20 protein-coding genes are annotated in these 18,018 nt (G+C 72.0%); 5 read left to right on the top strand and 15 right to left on the bottom strand.

Features of this window, described 5'->3' with window-relative positions; all coding sequences use genetic code 11:
* Positions 1-49 precede the first annotated feature (49 nt).
* Positions 50-1,003: an ornithine cyclodeaminase family protein gene (locus JHE00_RS24825; protein WP_200322309.1), complete on the bottom strand. Its 954-nt coding sequence runs from the start codon at positions 1,001-1,003 to the stop codon at positions 50-52.
* A 188-nt stretch (positions 1,004-1,191) separates the two neighbouring features.
* On the opposite strand from JHE00_RS24825, the gene JHE00_RS24820 reads away from it, so the two are divergent.
* Positions 1,192-1,971, top strand: a complete 780-nt coding sequence (locus tag JHE00_RS24820; RefSeq protein WP_200322307.1) for an IclR family transcriptional regulator — start codon at positions 1,192-1,194, stop codon at positions 1,969-1,971.
* On the top strand, positions 1,971-2,960 hold the full coding sequence (locus JHE00_RS24815; RefSeq protein WP_200322305.1) for an asparaginase: 990 nt from the start codon (positions 1,971-1,973) through the stop codon (positions 2,958-2,960). The genes JHE00_RS24820 and JHE00_RS24815 overlap by 1 nt, the downstream gene beginning before the upstream one ends.
* Here the strand turns inward: JHE00_RS24815 and JHE00_RS24810 are convergent.
* Together JHE00_RS24810 and JHE00_RS24805 are read right to left on the bottom strand one after the other, a co-directional pair.
* Positions 2,957-3,358 carry an STAS domain-containing protein gene (locus tag JHE00_RS24810; protein ID WP_200322303.1) on the bottom strand — a complete coding sequence of 134 codons (402 nt, stop codon included), beginning with the start codon at positions 3,356-3,358 and terminating at the stop codon, positions 2,957-2,959. The genes JHE00_RS24815 and JHE00_RS24810 overlap by 4 nt on opposite strands.
* 85 nt (positions 3,359-3,443) lie before the next feature.
* Positions 3,444-4,310 carry an alpha/beta fold hydrolase gene (locus JHE00_RS24805; RefSeq protein ID WP_200322301.1) on the bottom strand — a complete coding sequence of 289 codons (867 nt, stop codon included), beginning with the start codon at positions 4,308-4,310 and terminating at the stop codon, positions 3,444-3,446.
* Between the two features lie 104 nt (positions 4,311-4,414).
* On the opposite strand from JHE00_RS24805, the gene JHE00_RS24800 reads away from it, so the two are divergent.
* Complete coding sequence (locus JHE00_RS24800; protein ID WP_200322299.1) at positions 4,415-4,894, top strand: CGNR zinc finger domain-containing protein; 480 nt, start codon at positions 4,415-4,417, stop codon at positions 4,892-4,894.
* 19 nt (positions 4,895-4,913) lie between these two features.
* On the opposite strand, the gene JHE00_RS24795 is transcribed toward JHE00_RS24800, so the two are convergent.
* From JHE00_RS24795 to JHE00_RS24780, 4 genes are all read right to left on the bottom strand, one after another.
* Complete coding sequence (locus JHE00_RS24795; RefSeq protein WP_200322297.1) at positions 4,914-5,294, bottom strand: VOC family protein; 381 nt, start codon at positions 5,292-5,294, stop codon at positions 4,914-4,916.
* Positions 5,295-5,396: 102 nt separating this feature from the next.
* The gene (locus JHE00_RS24790; protein WP_307832088.1) at positions 5,397-6,134 is read right to left on the bottom strand and encodes an SDR family NAD(P)-dependent oxidoreductase; all 738 of its coding nucleotides are present in this window, start codon (positions 6,132-6,134) and stop codon (positions 5,397-5,399) included.
* A gap of 4 nt (positions 6,135-6,138) precedes the next feature.
* Positions 6,139-7,215 (bottom strand): oxidoreductase, encoded by a 1,077-nt coding sequence (locus JHE00_RS24785; protein WP_200322295.1) that lies wholly within the window; start codon positions 7,213-7,215, stop codon positions 6,139-6,141.
* A gap of 85 nt (positions 7,216-7,300) precedes the next feature.
* Positions 7,301-7,681 carry a winged helix-turn-helix transcriptional regulator gene (locus JHE00_RS24780; protein WP_200322293.1) on the bottom strand — a complete coding sequence of 127 codons (381 nt, stop codon included), beginning with the start codon at positions 7,679-7,681 and terminating at the stop codon, positions 7,301-7,303.
* 92 nt (positions 7,682-7,773) lie between these two features.
* Between JHE00_RS24780 and JHE00_RS24775 the strand changes: the two genes are divergently transcribed.
* On the top strand, positions 7,774-8,406 hold the full coding sequence (locus JHE00_RS24775) for a TetR/AcrR family transcriptional regulator (RefSeq protein ID WP_200322291.1): 633 nt from the start codon (positions 7,774-7,776) through the stop codon (positions 8,404-8,406).
* A 10-nt stretch (positions 8,407-8,416) separates the two neighbouring features.
* Here JHE00_RS24775 and JHE00_RS24770 read toward each other — a convergent pair whose 3' ends face one another.
* From JHE00_RS24770 to JHE00_RS24740, 7 genes are read right to left on the bottom strand one after another with little or no spacing between them, the layout of a single operon-like run.
* Positions 8,417-9,391, bottom strand: coding sequence for an enoyl-CoA hydratase/isomerase family protein (locus JHE00_RS24770; RefSeq protein WP_200322289.1), 975 nt, complete (start codon positions 9,389-9,391; stop codon positions 8,417-8,419).
* On the bottom strand, positions 9,388-10,917 hold the full coding sequence (gene mhpA / locus JHE00_RS24765; protein ID WP_200322288.1) for a bifunctional 3-(3-hydroxy-phenyl)propionate/3-hydroxycinnamic acid hydroxylase MhpA: 1,530 nt from the start codon (positions 10,915-10,917) through the stop codon (positions 9,388-9,390). Before mhpA ends, JHE00_RS24770 begins: the two co-directional genes overlap by 4 nt.
* 16 nt (positions 10,918-10,933) lie before the next feature.
* A complete protein-coding gene (locus tag JHE00_RS24760) occupies positions 10,934-11,905 on the bottom strand; it encodes a fumarylacetoacetate hydrolase family protein (RefSeq protein WP_200322287.1) in 972 nt (323 codons plus the stop codon).
* On the bottom strand, positions 11,902-13,059 hold the full coding sequence (locus tag JHE00_RS24755) for a VOC family protein (protein ID WP_200322286.1): 1,158 nt from the start codon (positions 13,057-13,059) through the stop codon (positions 11,902-11,904). Before JHE00_RS24755 ends, JHE00_RS24760 begins: the two co-directional genes overlap by 4 nt.
* Before the next feature lie 37 nt (positions 13,060-13,096).
* A complete protein-coding gene (locus JHE00_RS24750) occupies positions 13,097-14,158 on the bottom strand; it encodes an MBL fold metallo-hydrolase (protein WP_200322285.1) in 1,062 nt (353 codons plus the stop codon).
* Positions 14,155-14,799 carry a TetR/AcrR family transcriptional regulator gene (locus tag JHE00_RS24745; protein ID WP_200322284.1) on the bottom strand — a complete coding sequence of 215 codons (645 nt, stop codon included), beginning with the start codon at positions 14,797-14,799 and terminating at the stop codon, positions 14,155-14,157. The genes JHE00_RS24750 and JHE00_RS24745 overlap by 4 nt, the downstream gene beginning before the upstream one ends.
* Complete coding sequence (locus JHE00_RS24740) at positions 14,796-15,452, bottom strand: DUF3159 domain-containing protein (RefSeq protein WP_200322283.1); 657 nt, start codon at positions 15,450-15,452, stop codon at positions 14,796-14,798. Before JHE00_RS24740 ends, JHE00_RS24745 begins: the two co-directional genes overlap by 4 nt.
* 167 nt (positions 15,453-15,619) lie before the next feature.
* Here JHE00_RS24740 and JHE00_RS24735 point away from each other — a divergent pair, with 167 nt between their 5' ends.
* A complete protein-coding gene (locus tag JHE00_RS24735; protein ID WP_200322281.1) occupies positions 15,620-16,942 on the top strand; it encodes an alkyl sulfatase dimerization domain-containing protein in 1,323 nt (440 codons plus the stop codon).
* A gap of 102 nt (positions 16,943-17,044) precedes the next feature.
* Here the strand turns inward: JHE00_RS24735 and JHE00_RS24730 are convergent, their stop codons facing one another.
* On the bottom strand, positions 17,045-18,016 hold the full coding sequence (locus JHE00_RS24730) for an amidohydrolase family protein (protein WP_200322279.1): 972 nt from the start codon (positions 18,014-18,016) through the stop codon (positions 17,045-17,047).
* Between the last annotated feature and the right edge of the window lie 2 nt (positions 18,017-18,018).

The raw sequence follows: 18,018 nt of genomic DNA, 5'->3' as shown, positions 1-18,018 counted from the left end.
TTTCTCCTCTGACGTGGATCGGTGGTGATGTGCTGGTGGACCGGATGAGCTAGGTGACCGTGCCGACGCCTGCCTCGGCCGCCGCGCCGAGCACCCTGACGGCGCAGACCAGGTCCTGGATGGCGAGCCCGTGCGACTCGAAGACGGTGATCTCGTCGCCGTCGGTGCGGCCCGCCGCTCGTCCGGCGAGCACGTCGGCGAACTCGCTCGCCTCCGCCGGGTCGAGGCCGTTCGCGAGCAGGTCGCCGCACTCCAGCCGGGCGACGGCGGCGGAGTCGACGCTGACGTGCGCGGCCCGCTGGAACGTCGCGCGGTCGAGCTCCCGGCGCGCCGCGTGGTTGCTGCCGACGGCGTTGACGTGCGTGCCAGGGCGCAGGAGCCGTCCGTCGAACAGCGGTTCGGCCGACCCCGTCGCGGTGACGACGACGTCGGCTCGCGGCACCGCGTGCTCCGGGCTGGTGCCGGACTCGACGTCCAGCCCCGGATGCGCGGCTCGCAGGATGTTCGCGGTGCTCGCCGCCCTGTCCGCGTCGCGGCCGACGACCAGCACCGTCCGCAGCTGCGGCAGCACCTCGGTCAGCGCACTGACCTGCGCCGGTGCCTGGAACCCCGTGCCCAGCAAGCACACGGTGCCGCTCTCGGGTCTGGCGAGCACCGAGGTCGCGAGCGCCGAGGCCGCCGCCGTCCGCCGCCTGCCGAGCAGATCCGCTCTGAGCAGTCCGCGCAGTTCGCCGGACGCGCAGGAGTAGACGAGAACGGTGATGACGCTGCCGCGGTTGGTCCCCGCGCGCACCACCGGATAGGACTTGACCAGTGCCGCGTCGAGTGTCGGCGCGATCGCCGACATGACGTTGAGCGTCACGGTTCCCGCGGCGCTGCGCCGCCTCGGCTCGTCGGTCGCCTCGCCCGCCGCGAGCAGCCCGAACGCCGTGCGCACGTCGGCGAGCGCGGCCGAGGGCGGCAGCAGGCCGTCGACGTGCTGATCGTCCAGGATCCGCGGCATGTCGTCCTTTCCAGCGGCGAGCTCATATTGGAAACGTCTTTCCACTTCGATAGGCTGCAGCTTGGACGAGGGTTCGCGACGTTGTCAAGGTCCTATAGGATCGCGGCCGAGATGCCGGTGACCGGCGACAACGGCGGCACACTGCCGCGCGCACACGAGCACACTCGTCACGAGAGGAGGGTCAGCCGATGAGCGCCGCACGACCCCTCGAGGTCGTCGTTCGCACCGTGGAGGTCCTCAACGCGGTCGGCGCCGCGCGCTCCGGACTCACGCTGCAGGAGCTGCACGACGAGCTCGACATCCCCCTCGGCAGCCTGCACCGCATCCTCACCACGCTCGGCCAGGTCGACTACCTCCGGCGGTCCCCCGTGACGAAGCGCTACTTCGTCGGACGGGCCGCGCGCACGCTCACCGGCGCCACCGGTTCGCACAGCGCCCGGCTGGTGACACCGCCCGCCGCTCTCGTCGACGCCGCCGACGAGACCGGCGAGACCGTGTTCCTCACCGAGTTCATCGGCGACGTTCCCGTCTGCGTGTCCATTGTGGAGGCCGAGCACGCGCTACGGCTGTTCGTCCGGATCGGACAGGAGATGCCGTTGCACGCCGCGGCGTCGAGCCGCGCGATTCTGGCCCACCTCGACGAACAGGTCGTGCGAACCCTGCTCGAGGGCGTCGAGCTGACCGAGTACACCGCGGGCACGCCGCACCACGTCGACGACGTCATGCACGTGCTCAAGGAGGTCCGCGAGAAGGGCTACGCGGTCTGTGACAACGAACTCGACCCGGACGCGTGGGCCGTGTCGGTCCCGATCCGCGACGGCGACGACCAGGTCCTGTCCAGTCTCACCATCACCGCACCTGGTTCGCGGGTCGCCGACGCCGAGGTCCGCACGCGGATCACCGACGCGGCCCGGCGCGCCGCCGGGCGACTGTCGGCCGAGCTCGGCAACCCCGAGGCCGTGTCCTGATGTCGTCGCGACGGTCGATCGCCCTGATCGCCACGGGCGGCACCATCTCCGTCGCCCCGCCCACCGCCGACGCGCAACGGCACGACGGCGCCGGAGCGCTGACGCCACACGCCGACGCGAGCCCCGAGGGCATCGACGTCGTCCCCCGCGACGCGCTGAGCAGCTCGTCCCGGCGCATGACACCCGGTGACCTGTGGACGCTCGCCACCGCCGTCACCGAGGAGATCGCGCACGGCCGCGACGGCGTCGTCGTCACTCATGGCACGGACACGCTCGAGGAGACCGTCTACGCGCTCGGGCTGCTCGTCGACACCCGCGTGCCGGTGGTGCTCACCGGTGCCATGCGCTCGCCCCACCTGGCGGGACCCGACGGACCGGCCAACGTCCGGGCCGCGCTCGTCGCCGCGGCCGACCCGGCACTGGCGCGCTACGGTCCGACCGTCGTGTTCCAGGACGAGGTGCACGTCGCGCGCCTGGTCACCAAGCTGCACAGCACGCGCGTCGCGGCGTTCGGTTCCCCGGCAGCGGGACCGGTCGGGTTCGTCGCCGAGGACCGGCTCGAACTGCTGCTCGGTCCTCCACCGGGCACCGACCTGCTCGCCCGCACCGGCCCGCCGAGGACGCGGGTCGGGCTCCTGCATGCGGCCACCGGGATCGACGGTTCCGCCGCCGGCACCATCGCGTCCGATGTGGACGCACTGGTGGTGGCGGCGCTCGGCGCCGGGCACGTCTCGCCGTCGCTCGGCGAGGCGCTGGTACGGATCGCGGACGCGGGCAAGCCCGTCGTGATCACCAGCCGGTGTCCCGACGGCGCTCTGCTGAGCCACACCTATGGCGGCGCGGGATCCGAGACGGAGCTGCGCCGGGCCGGACTCCACTTCGCCGGCATGCTCTCCGCGCCGAAAGCGCGCCTGCGCACACTGTTCGGCCTGTCCGCCGGAATCCCTGCCGGTGACCTGTTCCCGGCGTCCGCACGACCCGCGCGCTAGGAACGGGCGCCCGGCAGCGCGGCGAAGGCCTCGTCGAGCTCGGGGTAGATCGTGAAGTCGTCCAGCACCTCGAGCAGGTGCAGCGCGAGGAGCACGACCGGGGACGGCACCAGCGCCAACGGCACACCCCCGGTCCTGGCGCGCGCGTCGAGTTCGCACAGGACCCTGGCCCCGGCCACCGAGCAGAACTCCACGCCACGCAGGTCGATGATCAGCGACCGCGTCGACCAGGTGGGGAGCTCGCCGAGTGAGGCCGCGAGGTCGTAGGCGTTGCCCCCGTCGATCTCGCCGACGACGAAGGCGACGTCACAGCGGTCGCCCTCCCGGATCCGGGTGACCGAGCAACTCGCCCGGGGATCCGACTCGTCGTCCCCTGCGCCTCCGCGAGGCAGCTGCATCCGACGTCGCCTCCATCGCACTGTCCGGCTCATCCAATCTAGCGAACCGGCCAGGATCCGCAACGATTCCGGCCCCCGTTCTCGTTCAGCGCAGCACCCTCCCGAGAAAGCCCCGCACGTACCCCGCGACGACGTCCAGGTGACTCTCCACCAGGAAGTGACCACCGTTGATCAGGTGCACCTCGGCGTCCTTGGCGTCGCGGGCGAACGCCAGCGCACCGGCGGGGCCGAAGATCTCGTCGTTGCGGCCCCACACGGCGAGCACCGGGACCCCGCTGGTGCGCAGGAACTCGTGCACCAGCGGGTAGAGCGGGCGGTTGGTGCGGTAGTCGCGGAACAGCGCCAGCTGGATCTCGTCGTTGCCCTCGCGGGAGACCAGCGCGTGGTCGTGTTCCCAGGTGTCCGGGCTGACCAGGCTCGGGTCAGGCACGCCGTGCAGGTACTGCCAGCGGATGGCCTCGCGGCTCAGTGCGGCGCGGACGGCGGGTTCGGTGTCCGGCCCGGGGTTCTCCCCGTAGGCCCAGACGTCGGTCCAGAACGACTCGACGAACCCGTCCTCGTAGCCGTTGCCGTTCTGGGTGACCAGCGCCGAGATCCGTTCGGGGTGCGCGAGCGCGAGGCGCCAGCCGATGGGGGCGCCGTAGTCCTGGACGTACAGGGCGTACCGCTGCAGGCCCAGCTGGTCGAGCAGCCCGGAGGTGAGCCCGGCCAGTGCGTCGAAGGTGTAGGTGAACTCCGCCGCGCTCGGGGCTGCGGAGTGGCCGAACCCGAGGTGGTCGGGCGCGATGACGTGGTAGCGGTCCGCCAGCAGCGGGATGAGCTCGCGGAACATGAACGAGCTGGTCGGGTAGCCGTGCAGCAGCACGATCGCGGGCGCGTCGGCGGACCCCGCTTCGCGGTAGAAGATCTCCTGGCCGTCGATGAGGGCGGTCCGATGGTGCACCGGGCTCATTTCTAACCCCTTCACATGGTTTGATCCGGTTAGCTGCTCGCCATGCAAGCACGAGTCGGCTAACCTGTCAAAGGAGTCAATCTGGTTAGAGGTGAGCGGTGCCGATGGACGTGCTGCTGGACCTGCTCAACAGCAGGCCATTGATCAACGGCGAGGAACAGGACGCGCTCGGGGACCCGGCTCAGGGCAGGGACTGGGCGCGGGAGCACGGTGGCGACGGCAGTCTCGCGGAGCTGGAGCTGCTGCGCGAGGCGCGCGAGATCCTGCAGCAGGTGGTGAGCGGAACGCGCTCGCCAACGGCACCCCGCCCGCTGCTCGATGGGGTCCGCAAGGTCCCGGAGTTCACCTCGGACGGTCTGCGGTGGACGGTCACGACTCCCCCGCACGCCCGGCTAGCCGTCGAGGCTGTCCTCGCCTGGGCCGACACCGAGGAACGCCTGCCCGGCAGGCTACGCCCGTGCGCCAACAGCGAGTGCCGGCTGTTCCTGCTCGACCGCAGCCGGGCGAACCGGGCCCGCTGGTGCTCGATGGCAGTCTGCGGTAACCGCGAGAAGGCGCGCCGCCACTACGAACGCACCCGCTGACCCGTCACCCGCGACGCCGTCAGAGCGGGTCGAGCCGGGCCTTGAGCAGGCAGAACTCGTTGCCCTCCGGATCGGCCAGGACGTGCCACTGCTCCTGCCCGGTCTGGCCGATGTCGGCTCGCCGCGCGCCCAGCGCCAGCAGGCGTTCGAGCTCGGCGTCCTGATCGCGGTCGGTGGCGTTGACGTCGAGGTGCAGCCGGGACTTGCCCGGTTCCGGCTCGTCCCTGCGGCTGAGGATGATCGTCGGCTGCGCGCCGCCGAACCCCTCGCGCGGGCCGATCTCCAGCGTGCCGTCGTGCTCACGATCGAGCACCACGAAGTCCAGGACCTCGCACCAGAATCGCGCCAGCACCTCGGGTTCGCGGCAGCCGAGCACGATCTCACTGATGCGACACGCCATGACGAACCCTGCTCTCCCGGACTCCCAGCGGCAACGACTCCGCGACCGTAGCCGAGGAACCGAGCCCGGGCGAACAGATTTCCGCCCGGGCTCGGCGCGTCGTCAGACCTGGTTGCGTCCGCCGTCGACGCCCAGGTCGCTGCCGGTGACGTAGGAGGCGTCGTCGGAGGCGAGGAACGCCACGACGGCGGCGACCTCGTCGGGCCGCCCCACCCGGCCGAGCGGCACCCGCGGCACGCCCGCCGACTGGAACTCGGCCTGACCGGAGTCGTCGGGGTGGGTGGCGATGTAGCCGGGGCTGACCGCGTTGACCCGCACGCCCCGCTGCGCCAGCTCCACGGCCAGCGTGCGCGTCAGCGACCGGATCCCGGCCTTGGCAGCGCCGTACGGGCCGAGACCCGGCAGCCCCGCCGTGGCGGCGATCGACGACATGAGCACGACCGACGCGCCCCGGTTCAGCTCCGGCAGCAGGGTCTGCACGGTGAACCAGGTGGAGCGCAGGTTCGCCCCGACCGCTTTGTCGAAGTCCTCGACCGCGACCTCGCCGATCGGCTGCGCCGTCCCGGTGCCCGCGTTGGCGAACAGCACGTCCAGTCCCGCGCCGCGCTCCCGCACCACCTGACACAGTCGCCGCAGGTCGTCCGGATCGGAGGCGTCGCCCGGCACCGCGGTCGCCGACGGCCCCAGCTCCTCGGCCGCCGCGCGCACCGCGCCCGCACGTCTGCCGGTCACGAGCACGTGCGCGCCCTCGGCGACGAGCCGGTGCGCGGTCGCCAGTCCGATGCCCCCGCTGCCGCCGGTCACCACCGCGGTCCTGCCCGCCAGTCTCGATTGCACCACCGGATCAGCCCGCCAGCGCCGGGTAGTCGAGGAAACCGGCGGCGGTGCCGCCGTAGAACGTGGTGTGATCCGGCTCGTTGTACGGGCCGCCGCTCGCGATCCGCCGGTCCAGGTCGGGGTTGGCCAGCCACGGCTTGCCCAGCACCACCAGGTCCGCACCCGAGTCCAGCGCGTCCGGCACCACCTCGTGCGGCGGTGCGGGCTCGGCGTCGCGGTGCGGGTTGAGTGCGAGCACACCGCTCCAGGACTTGCGCAGCCGCTGGGTCAGCTCGCGCTGTCCGACAGCTTCGACCACATCGAGGAACGCGAGCCCGACACCGTCCACAGCGGACAGCATCTCGCCGTAGAGCTCCTCGGTGCCCTCCTCGTCGACGCCGAGGACGTCGGCGGCGGGCGAGATCCGCAGCGACACCCGGTCCGGGCCCACCGCGTCGGCCATCGCCCTGATCGTCTCGACGGTGAAGCGCACCCGATTGGCGGCGCTGCCACCCCAGTCGTCGGTGCGCAGGTTGCTGGAGCGGCCCAGGAACTGGTGCGGCAGGTAGCCGTTCGCGCCGTGCAGCTGCACCCCGTCGAAGCCGGCGCCGACCGCGAGCCGTGCGGCGCCGGCGAACTCCCGGATCGTCGCCCGGATCTCCGCGTCGGTCATCGCGGTGGGCACCGGGTGGTCCACGAGCCCGGCTGGCGTGAAGGACTTGCCCGGCGCGGCCACCGCCGACGGTGCGTGCGCCGCGAGTCCGCCCCGCATGGAGTCGTCGCCGACGCGCCCGCCGTGGAAGAGCTGCAGGTACACGGCCGAACCCGCGTCGTGCACGACCTCGGCGACCCGCTCCCACGACGCGGCCTGCTCGGTGGAGTGGATGCCGGGCGTGGTCGGGTACGACCGCGCCCGGGTGCTGATCTGGGTGGTCTCGGTGACGAGGAGCCCGGCACCGGTGCGCTGCCGGTAGTACTCGGCGATGTCGGCGGTGGCCCGGCCGTCACCGGTGGCGCGGCTGCGGGTCATCGCGGACATCACCAGGCGGTTGCGCAGGTGCGTGCGGCCGATGGTCAGGGGACTGAAAGCTGATTCCGTGGTCATGCCACCGAGTCAGCCGGTGATCGCCACGGGCGGCAACGAGACGGTAAGTCACTTACCCGAAGTAAGTGCATCGTCGTCGCGGCGCCTAGTCCTCCGAGCGCTCCTGCTCCTGAGCAGGACGTCTGCTCCACTGCAGCAGTGGCTGGATCGCCCGCACCAGCTCCAGTCCCTCCTCGGTGGGGCGGTAGCGAATCTGCACGGGAGTGGTCGGGATCACCTCGCGCCGCAACAGTTCTCGCTCCTGGAGTTCGCGCAGTCGCACGGTCAGCAACCGGTCGGAGATCCCCACCACCGACTCCCGGTAGTCGGCGAAGCGGACCGCTCCGTGCGCCCCGGCGAGCAGGATGGCCGCCATCCACCGGCGCCCGATGAACTCGAGGATCGGCACGTAGGTCCTGCACTGGCCTTCGTCGATCGCCGGGGCCGCGGTGCGGCGCGGCCGTGGCGTGCGGGCTCGGGTACTCACCCCTCCGAAGTTAACGCGCCACGACGACACCCGGCAAAGCCCGTGCCCGGTCCTCGGGCCGCGGCGTTCGATACCGGCGGTATCGTGCGGGCATGATCGCTCCCGTCTCCGAGGACCCCGGCACGAGCGGACCGGTCCCCCGCGTCCGCCGCGACGAGGTGCGCCGCCGGCTGCTCGACGCCGCGGCGGAGGTCTTCGCCCAGCGCGGCTACCAGGCCGCCCGCCTGGACGAGATCGCCCACGCCGCGGGTTTCACCAAGGGCGCGGTCTACTCCAACTTCGACGGCAAGCACGCGCTACTCGCCGAGCTGATCGAGCAGCACGTCCGCACGCAGTTCACGGTCAGCACGTTCGAGATCCGCGCGAAGAACCGGCCGGAGCGCGTGATCGACGACGTCGCCGCGGTCTTCGCCACGGGCATCGCCGAACAGACCACGTGGACCCGGCTGCTCGTGGAGATCGGCCAGCTGGCGAGCCACGATCCCGACGTCCGCGAGGTCTACGTCGGGGTCCGCAGGACCCTGCGCGACGAGCTCGCCGCCGTCATCACCAGGGCCTGCGGCGACCTCGACCTCGACCTCGTCGTGCCCGCCGAGCAGCTGGCGCTGACGCTGCAGTCGCTGCGGCTCGGACTCGCCCTCGAGTACGGCACCGACCCGGAGCAGGTCGACCAGGCGGCCATCACGGCCGTCTTCGCCGACACCCTGCGCGGCGCGCTGCGCTGACCGGGCCCGCTCAGCTGCCCACGAGGTCGGCGGCGGTGCCCTCGGCCCAGGGCCGCGGGTCGGTCAGGAACGTCGAGTCGCCCGAGGCGTCCTGCAGCCGCAGCCACCGGCGCAGCGCCGCGCGCGTGCGCATCCTGCCGAGTCCGATGCTCTGCGCGATCGACTCGCGCAGCAGACCGCGCGCCGCCGTGTCGCGGTCGACGTCGTGGAAGATCCGCTTCTGCACGGCGACCACCTCGCGGGGCCGGCGGGCGTAACGGGTGGCGCGCTCGTGGACGTGCTCTGTCAGCTCGCCGCCCGGCACCACACCGTCGGCCAGTCCGTACTCCCGCGCCTCGCTCGCGCTGTAGGCCCGGGACTCGAGCATCACCTCCAGCGCTCGCGACGGGCCGACCAGCCGCGCCAGCCGCTGACCGCCGAACGTCGTCGACAGCCCGATACTGAGCTCCGGCAACAGAAACGTCGCGGTCTCGGAGCAGAACCGGAGGTCGAAGAACGCCGACATCTCGAGTCCCCCGCCGCCGCACGGACCGTCGATCGCGCCGATCCACACGGCAGGTGAGCGCAGGATCCGTTCGAGCGCGTGGTGGAACCGCGCGAGCCGGTACAGGTCCCCCAGCGAGGTGCGGCGGATCGCCGCGCCCACCCGGTCGCCGCCCGCACGCGCCAGCAGCGTCGTCGCCCGCACGAGCGCGGAGGTGACCGCGGACGGCAGGTTCGGCGAGCGCTCCGCCGCGCCGAGCAGGTCGGTGATGTCGTAGTGGGTGACGAAGCGGCCCGGCACTCCCCCGGTGACGACGACCGCGCCGACGCCCGGATCCGTCTCGACGGCATCGACCAGCCGGATGACGTCGTCCTGCATCGCGGCGGTCATGTAGTTGTAGGGCGGGTCCGTCACCGACACCGTCAGCACGCGGCCGTCCTGCTCGGCGCGCAGGGTCGAGTACCGCAGGCTCGCCGCGGGACCGGTCCATCGGGTCGTCACTGTCGTTCTCCTCTCGTGAGCAGTCCGGAGCGCAGGGCGCGCCTCGCCGTCGCCCCGGTCGCCAGGACGGTGCGGTCCGGGCGGACCAGCGCGCTGTGCACGCCGCCCTCGGCGAGCCACCGCCCGAGCGGGTCGGCCGGACTCACCTCGACCAGCACGACACCCGCCTCGCGCGCGGCCCTGCGTTCCGACGTCTGCGCCAGGTGGTCGCACACGAGCGCGAACCGGCGGCCGACGTGGTCGTCGAACCGGCTCGTGCCGCCCACCGGCGCGTTCGGACAGACGCGGCCCGCGAGCCCGGACCGGATCCCGCCGGGACGCACGAGCGTCGAGCGGTGCAGCGCCGGCGTCGCGCTGTCGAGCACCAGGCTGTTCACCCCCGGGATCCGGTGCAGCGCCGGCGCGATCGCCCGGCGCAGCAGGGTGCCGGCCCGGCCTCCGCCGGTCATGATCCGGCCCACAGACACCGCCTGGCGGATCATGGCGGCCGCGTGCGGCTTGCGCTCCCGCTGATAGGAGTCCAAATCGGACTCCGGTAGTGCACCGCGCAGCACGCCGGACAGCTTCCACGTCAGGTTGTCCGCGTCCCGCAGTCCGGCACCCATGCCCTGGCCGATGAACGGGGGCGTGAGGTGCGCGGCGTCGCCGAGCAGGAAGACCCGCCCGGCCCGCCACGTGTCCGCGATGCGCGCGTGGAAGGTGTAGTCCGTGGTGCGCACCAGGGTCAGGTCCCCGGTCGGGATGGTGCCGATCCACGGCCGCAGCAGCGGGCGCAACGCTTCCACCGACCCGAAGTCGGCGGCGGACTCGCCCTCGAGCAGCTGGAACTCCCAGCGGTAGCGATCGTCGCCGATCCGCATGAAGGTCGCGGCCCGCTCGGACGAGCACACCTGGTGCACGCCCTCCCACTGCCCGAGGTCGGTCCCGGTCGCGATGTCGACCACCAGCCAGCGTTGCGCGAATCCCAGATCGGTCAGCGTCGCTCCGATGGAGTCGCGCACCACGCTGTTCGCGCCGTCGCAGCCGAGCACGTAGTCGGCGAACACCGCGTCGGGCTCGCCGGTCTCGCGGTCTCTCAGCTCGACGGTGACGGCGCCGTCGCCGCCGAGCTCGTTGCGGACGATCCCGGTCACCTCGACGTCGCCGCGGAAGCGGGCCGAGGGCAGCCGGGCGAGCCCGGCCCGCAGCACGCGCTCGAGGTCGGGCTGGTCGAACATGCTCGCCTGCGGGAACCCGTGGACGCCGTCGTGGCCGGAGCGGGTGAACTCGGCCAGCACGTCGTGATCGGGATCGAGCAGGCGCAGGCCGCGGGAGGGCCGGGAGATGGCCGCGAACTCGCGCCGCAGTCCGAGCCTGCTCAGGATCCGGTAGATCTCGTCGTCAAGGTGGACCGCCCTCGGCTGGGGGTAGACGTCGGCCCAGCGGTCGAGCACCAGGCAATCCACCCCCTCGCGGGCCAGCAGTGATGCCGCGGTGACGCCGGTCGGTCCGCCGCCGATCACCACCACGGAGACTCGTTCGGTCATGGCCTCACTCCAGGAGTCAGCTGTGTTCGACGGGGGTGCGCTGGGTGCCGAGGTCGAGTGCGCCGTCGTCGGTGGCGATGGTGGCGGTGACGACGTCGCCGTGCTGCAGGTAGTCCGGATTGGACTCCGCGCGCGAGAAGAACGCCTTCCACTTCACGGCTGGCGGCAGCAGCCCGCCGATGATCTCGGCGATCTTGGCGGGCGCCTTGAGCGCCGTGCCGCCCGGCGTGCCGGTCAGCAGCAGATCGCCCGCGTCGAGCGCCTGGAAGCGGGCCAGCAGGGTCAGCGCCTCGGCGGGGCGCACGATCATGTCGGCGAGCGTGCGGTCCTGCCGGAGCACGTCGTTGACCCACAACCGCAGCCGCAGCCGCTCGAGCCGCGCTACGTCGCCTGTCTCCAGCAGCACGAGCCTCGGCCCGACGGGCGTGAACGTCGGGTACGACTTCGACTCGTAGAACTGGCCCTTGGGCAGCTGGATGTCGCGGGCGCTGACGTCGTTGGTGACCACGAGCCCCGCCACGTAGCGGGGCAGGTCGCGCTCGGTGACGGTGGTGCCGACCGGCAGCGGGGCGCCGAGCACGAGGCCGAGCTCCACCTCGTAGTCGAGCAGCCGGACGTGGGCGGGCCGCACGATCGTCACGCCCGGACCGCTCACCGAGCCCGACGCCTTGCGGAAGAACGTGGGCAGCACCGTGTCCGGGTCGAAACCGGAATCCTTGGCATGCGAACGGAAGTTGACCATCTGCGCCACCACGCGACAGGGCGTGGTCACCGGGGAGACGGTGTCCAGCGAGGCGACGTCCACCGCGCCCGTCGCCTCGGTCGCCTCGGTCGCCTCGGAGGCTGTCGCGGCGGCCTTGTCCACCGCCGCGCGGTCGGCGAGCAGGTCCGCCGTGGTGGTGGCCTTCGTGGTGACCTCGACGGCCTTGCCGGTGCCCGGAACCTCGACGTACCAGGCGTCGGCGGTGCGCAGCACGGAGATGCTCATGAGTTCATCGCTTTCATCAGGGCCCGCAGGCGGGCGGGGGTCAGGTCGTTGTCGTCGGCGCGCAGCGCGTGCAGCGCCTCGACGAGGCGCGCCGGGGAGGTGCCGAGGAAGTCGCGGGTCACGGGCGGTCCCCACTGGGCGAGCCCGGAGGACGACATGGCGGCCCAGCCCGGCTCGACGGTCGCGTCGAACACGTCGCCGTCGGCGAAGTGCTCCACCATCAGGCCGTCCGGGTCCCGCCAGTAGTCGAAGAGCTGGCTGCCCTGGATGTGGCGGCCGATGCCCCACGCCCGCTTGTACCCGCGCTCGGTCAGGTACTCGCCGCCCGCGGCGATCGCGTCGAGGTCGGTGACCTGGAAGGCGGAGTGCACGTAGCCGCTCGCCGGGCCGAGGTGCATGGCCAGCGTGTGGTGGTCGGCGGGCTCGCCGCCGCGGTCGCACCGGATGAACGCCATCGTGGGCCCGAAGTCCCGGTCGCCAGGCAGGAAGAGGAAGTCGCTGACGATCATGCCGAGCGTGTCCAGGTACCAGTCCAGCGAGGCCTGGAACCTCGGTGTCTCGAGCACGACGTGCCCGAGCCGCTGCACCCTCGCGGGTTCGCGGGCAGGCCGTTGCGTGGCGTTGACGCGGGTGAACCGGCGCTGCGACGTGAGCCCGGTGTTCAGCGGCAGCGCGAGCTGACCGGGCAGGTCGTCGTGTTCCTCGGCGCCGCCGACCACCCCCACCGGGATGCCGGAGGGATCGCGGACCTCCACGATGCGCCCCGGCCTGCCGGGTGCCACCGGCCGGGCACGGGTGCCGGTGTGGCGGGCCAGCCGGTCGACGTCCTCGACGGCCGCGGCCCGGAAGACGGGGCCGACGAACCGCGACGACGGTCCGCGCCGGACGACGATCGAGTCGGTACCGGCGAACGTGCCGCGCAGCCGCAGCTCGTCCGGCGTCCGCGACGCGACGACGAAACCGAAGTCGCGGGCGAAGATCTCGGTGCGGTCCAGGTCCGGCTTCTCGAACTGCAGCCACGCGAGGTCGCGGACCTTGATGATCGGGTCGCGCGAGCGGCCGGGGTGCTCGCCCCGGCGCCTGCCGTGCTCGCTGTGCAGGTCGCTGTGCGCGGCGCCGGGCAGGTCGGGTGGTGCGGGTATCTCGATGGTCACGAGTTCCTCCAAACGTCTCGGATGTGGGCCGGGCGGGTCACGCCGCGCCGATGCCGATCTGGTCGAGGTCCATGCCGACGACGAGCCGGCCGGAGTAGCCCTTCTGTGCCTCCTCCCAGCGCTCGACGGGCCAGGTGGCGGGCACCAGGTGGTTGAGCACCAGCGTCGGCACGCCCGCGCGCTCGGCCAGCGGGCCGACGTCCTCGATGAGCGTGTGCCTGCCGATGAGGTGCTGATAGATCGCCTCGTTGACGGGATCGCGCGGCGACGGGAAGTCGGCGGCCACCCACTCCCCCGCGATCACCTCGTGCACGAGGACGTCCGCGCCGGTCGCGAGCTCGACCAGGTTCTCGCTCGGTCCGGTGTCGCCGGAGAAGACGATGGAGCCGTCGTCGGTGTCGAAGCGGAAGGCCAGCGCGGGGAACACGGGTGCGTGCCGCACGAGCGTGGCCGACACGCGCACGCGGTCGTCCTCGTAGAACGGCACCGGGCTCATCCGCGGGTGCGGGTCGCCGTTCGGGTCGGCCAGGTACTCCTTCGGGATCGGCACGTCGTGACCCGTGATGAAGCCGTCGGTGCCCTCGATGCCGTTCTCGAAGATCCGGTCGTTGTAGTCGGTGGCGAAGGTGCGCGCGATCGACTCCACCAGCTCGCGGGTGCCCGGCGTGGGACTGTCCGGCGCGACGGGCGTCGGCGAGCTGCCGGGCCGGGCGGGTGGCAGCGCGCCGCGATCCCCGGGGCCCCACACCGAGACGGGGCCGCCGAGCCCGAGCCCGTTCGCGAGGCCGTTGTTGAGGATGTTGTTGAGGTCGCAGACGTGATCGGAGTGCAGGTGCGTCAGGAACACCGAGCGCAGCCCGTCGAGCGGGCCCCACAGCCGCGACTCCCAGTTGCCGAGCCGGGCCCTGCGGATCTGCGGGCCGACCCCGGCACCCGCGTCGACGAGGTAGTACTTGTCGCCCACCACGACGGCCGACGAGATGCCGCACCGGGGGCTGTCGAGCCACCAGTTGGGCCCGCCCGCGGTGCCGAGCAACGCGAGCCTGGTGCGCGCGTCCGACGTCAACGGCGCGCGTTCGGGAGAACTGGTCGTGGTCATGCGGAATCCCTCCATGGGTCTACAGTGGACTGTGTATGGCCGCGCAGCACGCCACGCAACGTGCTGGCGACGACGGACGTGACGGTGGCGCGGTCCACCTGCTCGGGGTCGGTGCCGTGCTCGAGCGCGAGCCCGAGCCGCAGCGCCTGCAGGGTCAGGGCGAGCTGTTCGGCCGGCACGGTCAGCTCCACGCCGAGCCGGGCACACCCCGCCGCGAGCGTCGTGGCCAGCTGGTCGCGCAGACTCCGGCGGACGTCGACGTAGGTCTCGCGGACCTCGGGGTCGTGCGCGGCCCGCTGGGCGATCTCGACGTGGAGCCTGCTCCACGTGCTCTGCTCGACGATCTCCCTGGCGACGACCTCGGCGAGGTGGTCCAGCACCGCGCCGGGTCGGTTCTGGGCGCGCACTTCGACAGCGCCCACCAGCAGCTGCTTTCTGGCCTGCTGCTCGATCAGTGCGGCGAGCAGTGCCGGCTTGCCCGCGAAGTTGGAATACACCGCGCCCTTGGTGAACCCGGCGGCGTGAGCGATCTCGTCGAGCCTCGCGGCCTCGTAGCCGCGCTCGGCGAAGACCTCCGCCGCGGCGTCGAGCAACCGGCGGCGCACCTCCTCGCGCCGGACGCGGGGAACCGGGGTCGTCATGACGCCTGGTTCTCCGTTCTGGACTCCTCACCCTCGCCGCCCTCGCCGCCCTCGCCGCTCTCGCCGCTCTCGTCGTCCTGGTCCGGGGTGCGCAGGATCCGCCACGACAGCACGCCGAGCAGCAGGATCGCGGGCGGCCCGAGCGCGAACTTGGCCACGCCGAGCGCCACGACGAGATCGGCGGAGTACAGCGGCAGACCCACGAGCAGGTGCAGTGCACCCAGCAGGGTCCAGAGCGCGGTGACCTTCTTGTGCTTCGAGATGTCGCGGGACAGCGCGGCCGAGCGCGTCATGCGGGCCGAGATCGGTCTGCCCAGCAGCAGCGAGCCGGCGAGCACCACCGTCAGGCCGACGTTGAAGAGCAGCCACGGCAGGAAGTAGTCGCGCCCGTCGCCGGTGGCCACCACGGTGCCCGCGTGCAGCAGGACCACGCCGAACGCCGCGAACACCATCGTGAGCTTCTGTTTGTTCAGCAGCCGGATGACGACCAGCACGGCTCCCGCCACGATCGCCGAGATCACCCCGGCCGTGACACCGACCGTCTCGTAGGCGACGAGGAACGCGACGTTCGGCACCACGGCGTCCGCCACGTGACGCCGTGCGTCCCGGCTCTGCGGCCGCGACTCCTCTCGAGCCTCCTGTGATGAAGTCATGCCGGTACGATACTCATAGGTATTGAATACTTGCAAGCATCGAATACCCGTGAGTATCGTGATGACCACGGGTCGCGAAAGTGATCACCTCGCGGCCGAGGTCCCTCCACAGTGGAGGAAACAGACGGCCTCATTTCTTTCGCCAGTAACACAACGAAGGAGAAACCGTGTCCGAGCTCCTCGAGCTGTCCGCCCGGATCATCGACACCGGCGACCGCGACGAACCGGTCAACCGGGTCACCCAGAAGCTGACCGAGATCGTCGAGGACGTCGCGATGGTCGAGTCGTTCTCGCACTGCGTGGCGCTGCGCACCGACGAGGGTCTGGTGCTGTTCGACGCCAGCAGCTCCTCCAGCGGCACCGAGGTCGTCGCGGCCCTGCGCGAGTGGAGCGACGACCCCGTTCACACCGTGGTCTACACCCACGGCCACCTCGACCACGTCGGCGGCGGCGCGGCGGTACGGGCCGACGCGGAGCGCCGGGGCGAACAGGCCCCGAGGGTCATCGCGCACGAGAACGCCCCGAAGCGCTTCGACCGCTACGCCGAGACCGACCCCTACAACGTGCTCATCAACCTGCGGCAGTTCGGCTGGCTCGTGGAGAAACCCGCGACGGACGGCACCGGCGCGGGCGAACTGCGGCCGTCCGCCAACCCCCTCGAGCGGGGCTGGCTGCCGAAAGACCTCGTGCGCCCGGACGTGCTCGTGGGCGACTCGCACACGCTGTCGGTGGGCGGGCTCGACATCGAGCTCAACCACGCCAAGGGCGAGACCGACGACCACCTGTGGGCCTGGATCCCCGGCAAGCGCGCGATCTGCACCGGCGACCTGCTGATCTGGAACTTCCCGAACGCGGGCAACCCGCAGAAGGTCCAGCGCTACCCCTGCGAGTGGGCACAGGCGCTGCGCGCGATGCTCGAGAAGGAGCCCGAGCTCGTGCTGCCCGCGCACGGTCTGCCGATCGCGGGCCGCGAGCGCATCCGGACCGTGCTCACCGAGGTGGCCGAGGTGCTCGAGTACCTCGTGCGCGAGACCGTGACGCTGATGAACCAGGGCGCGTCGCTGAACACGATCCTGCACACGGTGACGGTGCCGGAGGCGACGCTCGCGAAGCCCTACCTGCGGCCGCTCTACGACGAGCCCGAGTTCGTCGTGCGCAACATCTGGAGGCTCTACGGCGGCTGGTACGACGGAAACCCGGCGCGCCTCAAGCCCGCGACCGACACCGCCGTCGCCACCGAGGTCGCCGCGCTGGCCGGGGGCGGCGGGGAACTCGTCCGCCGCGCCGAGGAGCTGGCCGCGACGGGCGACTTCCGGCTCGCGTGCCAGCTCGTGGAGTGGGCCGCCGACGCCGACCCGGACAACAGGGAGGTCCACCGGGCCAGGGCCGCCCTCTACACCGCCCGCGGCGAGACCGAGACCTCGTTGATGGCGAAGGGCATCTTCACCTACGAGGCCCGCCGGTCGGCGGCGAGCTCGGCCGCGTCCTGACACGACGGGTGCACCGGCGGCAGCGCCGGTGCACCCGCTTGCGAGGCCGCTCCCCCGACAGCACGGCGGCTCAGCGTGCGACCTGACCTGGTTTTCTCCCGGTCACCGGGCGGAGCCCGAGGAGGACAACCTCGGGAAGAGCCGCGTCGCCGTCCGACACTGCAGCGCGCGGTGCTCGTCCGCGTTCAGGACGTCGGTGGTCGCCAGTGCGCTCGCGAGACCGTGCACGACCCCGTCCGGCGTGAACGGGTAGTCACTGCCGTAGAGCAGGCGGTCGGCGGTGGTGAGCGACAGCAGCGCGGGCAGCAACCGCGGGAGCGCGAACCCGGCCACGTCGTAGTACAGCCCGCCGAGCGCGCCCGCCACGTCCACCGGCCGCTCGCCGATCGTGAACGAGAACGCCGTGACGCGGTCGGCCAGCGCGGACAGCGCGGCACCCGCGTGCGCGACGATGAACCGGATCGCCGGGTAGCGCTCGGGCACCCCCGACAGCACGAGCGATGCCACGGCTCGCGTGGTCTCGAACGGGAACTCGAGCATCGGCGCGGGAAAACCCGCCTGCTCCGGGCACCGCGGCGAGGTCGGATGCAGCAACACCACCGCCGCACGCTCGTCGAGTTCGGCCAGGAGCGGTTCGTAGCAGGGATGGCCGAGGTGGCGGCCCTCGTAGTGGGTGAGCAGGGTGATGCCGTCGGCCCCGAGGACATCGAACGCGTGCCGGAGCTCGGCCAGCGCACCCGGCGGGTCGGGCAGCGGCAGCGACGCCAGGAGGCCGAACCGGTGCGGACTCTGCGCCACCAGCGCCGCGCCCTCGTCGTTCACCGAGCGCGCCAGCCGCCGCGCCGCCTCGTCGTCGCCGAAGTGCACACCGGGAGAGGACACCGAGAGCAGCATGGCGGCGATGCCGGTGCGGTCCATGACGGCGAGCGCGGCGTCCGGGTCCCAGTCCGGGATCGAGGGCATCCCGTCCGGTCTGCCGTGACCGGCGGCCTCCATCGCCGTGCGCAGGGACGGAGTGACGTAGTGGGCGTGCACGTCGATCGCCCCGGTCAACGGCACCGCGTTCTCGACCATAC

Source organism: Prauserella cavernicola (assembly GCF_016595675.1).
GTDB classification, from domain to species: domain Bacteria; phylum Actinomycetota; class Actinomycetes; order Mycobacteriales; family Pseudonocardiaceae; genus Prauserella_A; species Prauserella_A cavernicola.
Note: the sequence above shows the minus strand (reverse complement) of the source record. Positions and strands in the feature narration are given on the sequence as shown.

Coding starts and splice junctions, on each gene's coding strand:
- JHE00_RS24825 (WP_200322309.1), bottom strand. CDS start 1,003: ATGCCGCGGATCCTGGACGATCAGCACGTCGACGGCCTGCTGCCGCCC.
- JHE00_RS24820 (WP_200322307.1), top strand. CDS start 1,192: ATGAGCGCCGCACGACCCCTCGAGGTCGTCGTTCGCACCGTGGAGGTC.
- JHE00_RS24815 (WP_200322305.1), top strand. CDS start 1,971: ATGTCGTCGCGACGGTCGATCGCCCTGATCGCCACGGGCGGCACCATC.
- JHE00_RS24810 (WP_200322303.1), bottom strand. CDS start 3,358: ATGCAGCTGCCTCGCGGAGGCGCAGGGGACGACGAGTCGGATCCCCGG.
- JHE00_RS24805 (WP_200322301.1), bottom strand. CDS start 4,310: ATGAGCCCGGTGCACCATCGGACCGCCCTCATCGACGGCCAGGAGATC.
- JHE00_RS24800 (WP_200322299.1), top strand. CDS start 4,415: ATGGACGTGCTGCTGGACCTGCTCAACAGCAGGCCATTGATCAACGGC.
- JHE00_RS24795 (WP_200322297.1), bottom strand. CDS start 5,294: ATGGCGTGTCGCATCAGTGAGATCGTGCTCGGCTGCCGCGAACCCGAG.
- JHE00_RS24785 (WP_200322295.1), bottom strand. CDS start 7,215: ATGACCACGGAATCAGCTTTCAGTCCCCTGACCATCGGCCGCACGCAC.
- JHE00_RS24775 (WP_200322291.1), top strand. CDS start 7,774: ATGATCGCTCCCGTCTCCGAGGACCCCGGCACGAGCGGACCGGTCCCC.
- mhpA (WP_200322288.1), bottom strand. CDS start 10,917: ATGACCGAACGAGTCTCCGTGGTGGTGATCGGCGGCGGACCGACCGGC.
- JHE00_RS24760 (WP_200322287.1), bottom strand. CDS start 11,905: ATGAGCATCTCCGTGCTGCGCACCGCCGACGCCTGGTACGTCGAGGTT.
- JHE00_RS24750 (WP_200322285.1), bottom strand. CDS start 14,158: ATGACCACGACCAGTTCTCCCGAACGCGCGCCGTTGACGTCGGACGCG.
- JHE00_RS24745 (WP_200322284.1), bottom strand. CDS start 14,799: ATGACGACCCCGGTTCCCCGCGTCCGGCGCGAGGAGGTGCGCCGCCGG.
- JHE00_RS24740 (WP_200322283.1), bottom strand. CDS start 15,452: ATGACTTCATCACAGGAGGCTCGAGAGGAGTCGCGGCCGCAGAGCCGG.
- JHE00_RS24730 (WP_200322279.1), bottom strand. CDS start 18,016: ATGGTCGAGAACGCGGTGCCGTTGACCGGGGCGATCGACGTGCACGCC.